Origin of the sequence: Rothia sp. HMSC065C03 (assembly GCF_001837295.1) — a bacterium.
GTDB lineage: Bacteria > Actinomycetota > Actinomycetes > Actinomycetales > Micrococcaceae > Rothia.
In genome coordinates, this window is record NZ_KV832006.1 from 205,254 (window position 1) to 214,319 (window position 9,066).

General features: G+C 54.5%; 5 protein-coding genes and 1 pseudogene. 4 read left to right on the top strand and 2 right to left on the bottom strand.

Annotation, left to right across the window (positions count from 1 at the left end; translation table 11 throughout):
- Nucleotides 1-770, bottom strand: a pseudogene (locus HMPREF2605_RS09645) (peptide ABC transporter ATPase); the annotation flags it as partial.
- 431 nt (nt 771-1,201) lie between these two features.
- Nucleotides 1,202-1,912, bottom strand: coding sequence for a DUF6318 family protein (locus tag HMPREF2605_RS06590; RefSeq protein WP_005506348.1), 711 nt, complete (start codon nt 1,910-1,912; stop codon nt 1,202-1,204).
- 722 nt (nt 1,913-2,634) lie between these two features.
- Here HMPREF2605_RS06590 and zapE point away from each other — a divergent pair.
- The 4 genes from zapE to cas2 all read left to right on the top strand — a co-directional run bounded on the left by zapE (nt 2,635) and on the right by cas2 (nt 8,860).
- Complete coding sequence (zapE, locus tag HMPREF2605_RS06595) at nt 2,635-3,690, top strand: cell division protein ZapE (protein ID WP_005506346.1); 1,056 nt, start codon at nt 2,635-2,637, stop codon at nt 3,688-3,690.
- Between the two features lie 528 nt (nt 3,691-4,218).
- A complete protein-coding gene (gene cas9 / locus HMPREF2605_RS06600) occupies nt 4,219-7,629 on the top strand; it encodes a type II CRISPR RNA-guided endonuclease Cas9 (protein WP_070847477.1) in 3,411 nt (1,136 codons plus the stop codon).
- A 9-nt stretch (nt 7,630-7,638) separates the two neighbouring features.
- Nucleotides 7,639-8,550 (top strand): type II CRISPR-associated endonuclease Cas1, encoded by a 912-nt coding sequence (gene cas1 / locus HMPREF2605_RS06605; RefSeq protein ID WP_070847479.1) that lies wholly within the window; start codon nt 7,639-7,641, stop codon nt 8,548-8,550.
- A complete protein-coding gene (cas2, locus tag HMPREF2605_RS06610; protein WP_049327061.1) occupies nt 8,543-8,860 on the top strand; it encodes a CRISPR-associated endonuclease Cas2 in 318 nt (105 codons plus the stop codon). Before cas1 ends, cas2 begins: the two co-directional genes overlap by 8 nt.
- The last annotated feature ends 206 nt before the right edge of the window (nt 8,861-9,066 follow it).

Sequence of the window (9,066 nt, forward strand, 5' to 3'; positions counted from 1 at the left end):
TGCAGCGAATACTCCGTATCCCCATCACCACTATCGTTCAGGTGCCAACGCTGACCGGTACGGATATCAGCCTTGCGTAGGCGCGGGTTCGGATTATCCTTCTTACCCATCGTGGGGTCGTTCTTGCAGCCCCAACGAGTATCGTCTTCATCGCAGGTGCCGCCGACGCGGCCCACATCGACCCACCACACACGGATTAGCAGCGGGTCACTGGTTGCCTGTGGAGTCACCTTCATCATCTGCCAGGGTCCGCCATCCACGCGGAAGCGAGCCGTGTAGTGCACGGTCGCGTACGCGTGGAAGTTGCCGGAACGCTGGTAGGCGTAGCTGGTTTCCGTTTGTCGCGGACGTTCACGAGGGTAGGTGGCGACCGGTTTACCAGCGGTGTAGTGGGTTGCCTGGTCGCCGTTGCCGTACTCGATGACGTACGAGGAGGGCATGAGTTCAATTTCGACGTGTCCGGCGAGCATGTCTGCTTCAAGGCGGTAGGGGCCACCGTCATCAACATAGAAATTGACCTGGTCACCCTTGTAGACGTTGGGATCGCCTTCTGCTCGGCCAGTGCCTGCGGGGTTGTTGTAGGACTGGTGCAGGGTCGGCTTGCCCGGCTCTAGCGATTGGGCGGCCTCAATGATTTGCGCCATCATTTGTTCCCAGGTGGGGCCATCGTTTGCCTTGGATTTAGTGTCTTGAACAGCCTTGATGTCTGAGGGGATGCAGCTAGCGCTGCTGGGGTTGTGCATTCCCATTGCTGGGCGACCGCGGTCCATGAATCCTGCATCAGTTTCCGGGCTGAGGTTGGTGTGTTTATAGATACCGACTTTTCCTCCAGAGGTTACGCAGTAAAGGACGCCAGGGGTATTTTTGGAGGAGTAGACATCAAAACCACTGGGGTTGTGGCTCTTTTCCCATTCGTGGACTTGGGTTTTTGCTTTTTCCGCTGACTCTATTTCCTGGGTTTTACGTACAGTACCTCCGCCAGAAGAAACCTTGCCGTCAGAGCCTCTAGAAATATTAGAATTAGAATCAGGGCTGGATTTAATAAAAATAGTCTCACATACTTGTGCTGAATTTGGATTATTCGCGGCACATTCAGAGTATGAACTAAATTCCCCCTCAACCCCCCAAGTTGTAGCTAAATTTGAGAATATAAGAGCCGCAGAAATAATGGTAGCTTTAGTAATATTTTTCATGTTATCTACTAATTCTCGGCCTTTGTCGTAGATTCTACAAGCCAGCGGTCTCCGTTGTGGCGCAATTTAATATCCCACATATTGTTGTTATCTTCACTATTTTCATGATTTTCCCAGCTGCCGTCAGGCTCAACATACATAGCGTAAGTCCACTGGCGGTAGGCGCGCCAAATATAGGTCTCCCCGCCCTCAGACCATGGAGCACCATTGGCAATAAAATTATGGGTTCCAGCTACAACCCAGCCACCTCGTTGGTACAGGGAAGAAATCTTTTTATAGAAATCAATCTCTGATGTAAAGGATGGGCTCAAAAATTTAAGGGTTTCAGTGTAGTCTCCAGTCTGGATTGAATAATTTTCATGCAGAATCCATGCCCGGAGAGTCTTTTCCAGCCCGGAAATAGACTTCTCGCGGTAACCCTCTTCGGGCACAGGAGGCTTGGGTACATTCTGTGCAGGTCCCTGCCAGTCGGCCTTACGGTACTCCCCATCGGGTGCCTTCGAACCGCCGGAATAGCCTCGGACAGTAGACGGAGTGGCACTCGCAGAAGGCGATCCAGATGCCGCCGCAGACGCCGAAGCGGTTTCGCTCGGTGCGGCGGAGGCGGTAGCTGCCGCCTCGTTATTAGCCTGCTGACCGCAGGCTGCGAGCAGGGCACCAAGGCCCACAAGTGCGCCGCTACCCAACAGGGTACGGCGGTTGAAAATGGTCGAATCCATAGAAGAAGCGCTCCTATCATCGGTGACGGTGTGATATATGTGCATGTCAGGCCGTTATTCGCAGGTCAAGCTGACCACCGGAAGGGAAACAGCCCCGTAGCGCACCCAACAAACGCATCAATGCGTTATGGAACACTACAGTTACCACCCTACCGCATGTTTGCCGCCGTTTGTATTCTTTTGGGTGCTACAGCGACGAAACATCACCATACGAACACCTCAATGCTTTATGTATCAAATAAGTACCTGCACGCAAAGAATTTACACATAGTGGTGAGTGTTCCCCGGCAAAAGAATCCCCGCAGCAGGCCAGGGGAGAGGGCCGCGGACCAAAAGAATGAACAGCAAGCTAGGGGAGTAGATAGCGGGGCAGAGTAATAGCCGATAGGTTAAGGGAATATTCGATAGGCTAGTTCCTTCACAACGGGTATAAAACCCACGGCGAAGACACTAACCTATCGAACGCTGCGCCCACCCAAGAGCACCCGCCCAAGACAGACCCTGCCCAAAACACACTCCACCTCAGCCTCCGCACCCGAATACCCATGCCCTCGCATTCCCGACCTCCGCGTCCCAGCCCAGCAGCCCCTCCCGTATATCCCACCCCACTCCCTCCTCATACCCGTAATGTGGCGGGCAACTCATGCGGCTCACGCGGGGTGTTAGACAGTACTACACTTAAAGCGGAAGTCACATCGCCGTCACTGAAGAAAAGAGTTTTTGTGCCCACCACGACCGTACATTTGACCGACCGCATCCCTCGCGTTTCTGCTGATGAGTTGCTGGCGGGTTTCCGCCCCTCTGAGCGTTTTGGTGAAGTGTCTTTTGATAGCTACATTCCTGATCCGAATCAGCCGTCGCAGGCTGAGGCTGTGCAGAAGCTGAAGGATTTTGGCGACAAGATTAATGGTGGCGGCGCTGGTGCCGGTTTCTTTGGCCGCCTGTTTGGTGGTAAGAAGAAGGATTCGACGAAGGCTGGCCTGTACCTTGACGGCGGTTTTGGTGTGGGTAAGACTCACCTGTTGGCGTCGCTGTGGCATTATGTGGATGGCCCGAAGGCGTTCGGTACTTTTGTGGAGTACACGAACCTGGTGGGTGCGTTGACGTTCCGTAAGACGGTTGAGGCGTTGAGCAGCTACAAGCTGGTGTGTATTGACGAGTTTGAGCTGGATGATCCGGGTGATACTGTGCTCATGTCTCGTCTGATGCGTGAGCTGGCGGATGCTGGCGTGAAGCTTGTGGCGACCTCGAATACGCTGCCTGGTGCGTTGGGTGAGGGCCGTTTCGCTGCTGAGGATTTTAAGCGTGAGATTCAGGTGCTTGCTTCGCAGTTTGAGGTGCACCGTGTGGATGGTGAGGATTTCCGTCACCGTGGCCTGCCTGCCGCACCGGAGCCTGTTGCTGATGATGCGTTTGATGCGAAGGTTGAGGAAGTGTTCGGCGGCCAGACTGTTGGTGTTGATAACTTCGCTGACTTGGTGGAGCATCTGGCGAAGGTGCACCCGTCGCGTTACCGTCAGCTGATTGATGGTCTGGACGGTATTGCATGGCGTGATGTTCACCCGATTACTGAGCAGTCGGTGGCGTTGCGTTTTGTGGTGTTGGCTGACCGCCTGTATGACAAGGACCTGCCGATTGTTTCTTCGGGTGTGCCTTTTGACAAGGTGTTTACTGAGGAGATGCTGGCTGGTGGTTATCAGAAGAAGTATTTCCGTGCGGTGTCTCGTTTGACTGCGTTGGCTCGTGAGGGCATGCTGGGTGAGGAGGCGGAGCGCTAGTTCCGCTGTTCGCCGGGGCCGAGCTTTGGCCGGCTCGGGTTTTGATGCGCTGTTCTTTCTAGTCCCGTGAGACTCGAAGCTCGCGCGGTTTGCATGGTTAGCTTGGTTAGTCTGGTTTACCTGAACCGCGCCAACCCCTCTCATACGTGAAGACCCTCGCCGGGTCGCTTAGGAAGCACCCGGCGGGGGTCTTTGTGTGAGCGAGAACCTGGTCTCTCGGCAAATGCGCACCGCAAGCAAGGAAGTTAAAAACATACCGCCCGTTCCTATTGGAAAACGGACGGTGAGAAGTCAGCATCGGAAGGATGCCTTATTAAGAATCTTTCGTTACTGATTCTAGCACAGTGGTTTACGGGTTTCGCAAGTGCTTCACAGAAAAATTTTTTTTGCGCTTTTTGGGGTGAGAATGACGGTTTCGGATGCGTATATGGCGTAGTCAGGTTATTGTTAGTCTCAGATGAGCGCAATGATGCTTATCAAGGGTGCAATGCCTGCACTAGATTGCAATCACTCACAAAGGAGTATGCCATGTCTACGGACATGAAGAACTACCGTATCGGTGTCGATGTTGGCGACCGCTCTGTTGGTCTTGCCGCTATCGAATTTGATGATGCTGGTTTCCCTATCCAGAAGTTGGCTTTGGTAACTTTCCGTCACGACGGAGGACTCGACCCGACTGAGAACAAGAGCCCGAAGAGCCGCAAGGAAACCCGCGGCGTAGCTCGTCGTACGATGCGTATGAACCGTCGCCGTAAGCAGCGTTTGCGCGATCTTGATATGGTGCTTGAGAATCTGGGTTACACCGTGCCGGAAGGTCCTGAGCCTGAGACCTATGAGGCATGGACGTCCCGTGCACTGCTGGCTTCTATCAAGCTGGCTAGTGCTGATGAGCTGAATGAGCATCTGGTGCGCGCTGTGCGTCATATGGCTCGTCACCGTGGTTGGGCTAATCCGTGGTGGTCTCTTGATCAGCTGGAGAAGGCGTCGCAGGAGCCGTCAGAGACTTTTGAGATTATTCTGGCTCGTGCGCGTGAGCTGTTTGGTGAGAAGGTTCCGGCTAACCCGACTTTGGGCATGTTGGGTGCTCTTGCCGCTAATAATGAGGTTCTTATGCGTCCTCGCCGCAACTACAACGCGAAGGAAGCTAATAACCCTAAGAAGGCTGGGAAGTACCTGGCTGATTACGGCACTCAGCCGCTAATGGCCGCGAAGGTGCGCCAGGAGGACCAGTTGGCTGAGCTTCGTCGTATCTGCGAGGTTCAGGGTATCGAGGATCAGTATGAGGCTCTTCGCGAAGCTGTCTTTACGCACGTGCGCCCCTACGTACCGAAGGACCGTGTGGGTAAGGACCCGCTGAATCCCTCCGAAATCCGCGCAAGCCGCGCCTCGCTGGAGTTCCAGGAATTCCGCATCCTCGACGCTGTTGCTAACCTGCGTGTACGTACTGATTCTCGCTCGAAGCGTGAGCTCTCCGAAAGCGAATACGATACCGCAGTTGATTTCCTGATGTCATACACGGGTAAGGAACAGCCGAGCTGGGCCGATGTGGCTGAGGAGATTGGCGTTCCGGGTAACCGTCTTATTGCGCCGGTTCTTGAGGATGTTCAGCAGAAGACTGCGCCGTTCGACCGTTCGTCTGCAGCCTTCGAGAAGGCAATGAAGGCGAAGACTGAAGCACGCAAGTGGTGGGAATCGAACGATGACGACCAGCTGCGCAGCCTGTTCATTATGTTCCTTGCCGACGCAACGGATGACACCGCCCAGGCTGCTATTGAAGCAGGCTTGTATGAGCTGTTCGAGAGCTGGCCTGAAGAGGAGCGCGAAGCTCTTTCTAATATCGCCTTCGAAGCTGGCCGTGCAGGATATAGCGCGACGACCCTATCTAAGCTGAGTGAGTACATGCACGAGCACCGTGTGGGTCTTCACGAGGCCCGCAAGGCTGTCTTCGGCGTGGATGATACCTGGCGCCCGCCCCTGGCTAAGCTGGAGGAGCAGACGGGACAGCCTACGGTGGACCGTGTTCTGACTATTCTGCGCCGCTTCGTGCTGGATTGTGAACGTCAGTGGGGCCGCCCGCAGGCAATCACGGTTGAGCATGCCCGCACCGGCCTTATGGGTCCTGCTCAGCGTCAGGATATTTTGCGTGAGCAGAAGAAGAACCGTGAAGAGAACGAGCGTATTCGTAACGAACTGCGTGAGTCCGGTGTGGAGAACCCGAAGCGCGAGGATGTTCGCCGCCACTTGGTGATTCAGGAGCAGGAGTGCCAGTGCCTGTACTGCGGCACGATGATTACGACGACTACCTCTGAGCTGGACCACATCGTACCGCGCGCTGGTGGCGGTTCCTCTCGCCGCGAGAATCTGGCTGCGGTGTGCCGCTACTGTAACGCGATGAAGAGCAACACCCCGTTCTACCGCTGGGCTTCCCCGGAGAAGCTCAAGGAGACCATTGACCGTGTTCGTCAGCTGAAGGCCTTTAAAGACCCCAAGAAGGCTAAGATGCTGAAGAATCAGATCCGCCGTCTCAAGCAGACTGAGGCTGATGATCCGATTGATGAGCGCTCGCTGGCTTCGACTTCGTATGCGGCTGTGGCGGTGCGTGAGCGTTTGGAGCAGCACTTTAATGAGGGCCTTGCCCCTGACGATAAGAGCCGCGTGGTGCTGGACGTTTATGCTGGCGCAGTGACGCGTGAATCCCGTCGTGCGGGTGGCATTGATGAGCGTATTCTTCTGCGCGGTGAGCGCGATAAGAACCGTTTTGATGTGCGCCACCACGCAATTGATGCAGCGGTTATGACTCTCTTGAACCGTTCGGTTGCTCTCACTTTGGAGCAACGGCATCAGTTGAAGCGCGAGTTTAATGAGACGAAGCGCGAGAACGGCTGGCGTGACTTTACTGGTCTGGCTCCGGCTTCTCAGGAGAAGTTCTTGGAGTGGAAGAAGGCCGCTACGGTTTTGGGCGACCTGTTGGCTGAGGCTATCGAGGATGACTCTATTGCGGTGGTGAGCCCGCTTCGTTTGCGTCCGCAGAACGGCGCGGTGCATAAGGACACTATCGCCGCGGTGAAGAAGCAGACTTTGGGCTCTGCCTGGTCTGCTGATGCTGTGAAGCGCATTGTTGACCCGGAGATTTACTTGGCGATGAAGGACGCTCTCGGTAAGTTGAAGGAGCTTCCTGAGGATTCTGCCCGTTCGCTTGAGCTGTCGGATGGGCGCTACATTGAGGCTGATGATGAGGTGCTGTTCTTCCCGAAGAATGCTGCCTCGATTTTGACTCCTCGTGGTGTGGCTGAGATTGGTGAGTCTATTCATCATGCTCGCTTGTATGGCTGGCTGACGAAGAGGGGCGAGCTGAAGGTCGGTATGCTTCGCGTGTATGGTGCGGAGTTCCCGTGGCTGATGCGTGAGAGTGGTAGCCGCAATGTTTTGAGTATGCCGATTCATCCGGGTTCTCAGTCTTTCCGTGGTATGCAGGATGCCGTGCGTAAGGTGATTGAGAGCGGTGAAGCGGTTGAGTTCGCGTGGATTACTCAGAACGATGAATTGGAATTTGACCCGGATGACTATATCGCTCACGGCGGTAAGGACGAGCTGAGGCAGTTCTTGGAGTTTATGCCTGAGTCTCGTTGGCGCGTTGATGGTTTCTACGATATCGGACGTCTTCGTATTCGTCCGGCTTTGCTGTCACGTGAACAGTTTCCTCTGGATATTCAGCGCAGTCTCGATGAGAAGAAACCGCTAACTACAGAGCAGCAGGTAATTGTTAAGTCCCTTGAGAAGGGGCTCGCAATTAGCCTGGGTAACCTTATGGGGCTGGAAACTATGAGGGTTATCCGCCGCAATAACTTGGGGTTCCCCCGTTGGCGCGGTAACGGCAATCTGCCGACTTCGTTCGAGGTCCGTTCTTCGGCGTTGCGCGCTCTGGGCGTGGAAGACTAGGAGAGCGTGATGGATAGTAAGTGGCGTGTTCTTGATTTCACTGCCTATGAGGGCTTCCTATCGTATGAGAGGGGGCGAATCGTGGCGGGGGAGCGGAGCACGCCACTTGCTGAGGTTGATTTTATCCTCCTTGGTATGGGGTGCTCCTGGGGCTACGGTCTGGTGGCTGGCTTGGAACGTTTTGATGTTGCTGCCGCGATTTGTGATTGGCGTAATCAGCCAATTTCTACGTTGTATCACTGGTCTGAGAATACGAAGGTGTTTACTCGTCATGAGGCTCAGGCTGAGTTGAGTGTGCCGCGCGCGAAGAATGCGTGGATGCAGATCGTGAAGGCTAAGCTTCGTGGCCAGGCGAATTGTCTTGACGCTATGGGGCGGCCGGGTGCTGCAGATATTCGTGCATTGGCTCGTTCGGTGCGTTCTGGTGACCCGTCGAATGCAGAGGCTCAGGGCGCGCGCCTGTATTGGGGCGCGTTCCTCCCTGAGCAGGGATTCCGTCGTCAACAGCTCTCGGACGATGTGGTAAATGGCATGTTGAACTATGGATACACGATTCTTCGTGGCAGGGTTTTGACTCGTGTGATTGCTGCGGGTTTGTGCCCTACGCTGTCGCTGTTCCACCGTCATCGTTCGAATGCTTTTGCGCTGGTTGATGATTTGGTGGAGCCTTTCCGTCCTGCAGTGGATTATGCGGTGTATCAGCTGATTTCTGCTGGTTCTACAGAGCTGGGGCGCCAGGAGAAGGCGGCTTTGGTTCAGGTGCTGTCTGACGCGGTGAATGGTGATTCGCCGTTTAAGCTCCGTACGGTGATGGAGGACTTTTGTTCTGAGTTTGCTCTCTACGTTGAGGGTAATCGTGATAGGTTGTCGGTTCCGGTGTGGGAGCTGACGGCTGTTGAGGAGTTGTGTGAGGATGGCTGATCCTGTGTGGTTGATGGTGATGTTTGATTTGCCGGTGAAGACGAAGAATGAGCGGAAGTTGGCGAATCGTTATCGTCATGTTCTGCTGGATTTGGGTTTTGACCGTATGCAGCTGAGTGTGTATGCGAAGTACTATCTGAATGGGAATGCGACGGGTTCTGATTTGTTCCGTTTGCAGGTTGAGGTTCCGCCGGGTGGTGCGATTCGTATTATGCGGTTTACGGATGCTCAGTGGGCTGGTTCGATTCGCCATTTGGGGCCGGAGGTTCAACAGATGGAGGAGAAGCCGGAGGCTTTAGATATTTTCTAGCGGAGCTTCACAAAAAATGAGCCGGTAGGGTAGCGACCATGTTTTTGGTAGCTGCCCCACCGGCTCATTTTTCCTTTCGGATCTCGTCTGGAGACAAGTTCCGAGGTGGGTGTAGGGCAGTTTTCCTCTTGAAAAACTGCCCTATTTATGCCCCTGACTAGGGAAAATGCTTGATTACTTAAGTATATCAAGGCGAATAATGAAAG

Coding starts and splice junctions, on each gene's coding strand:
- cas1 (WP_070847479.1), top strand. CDS start 7,639: ATGGATAGTAAGTGGCGTGTTCTTGATTTCACTGCCTATGAGGGCTTC.
- cas9 (WP_070847477.1), top strand. CDS start 4,219: ATGTCTACGGACATGAAGAACTACCGTATCGGTGTCGATGTTGGCGAC.
- HMPREF2605_RS06590 (WP_005506348.1), bottom strand. CDS start 1,912: ATGGATTCGACCATTTTCAACCGCCGTACCCTGTTGGGTAGCGGCGCA.
- cas2 (WP_049327061.1), top strand. CDS start 8,543: ATGGCTGATCCTGTGTGGTTGATGGTGATGTTTGATTTGCCGGTGAAG.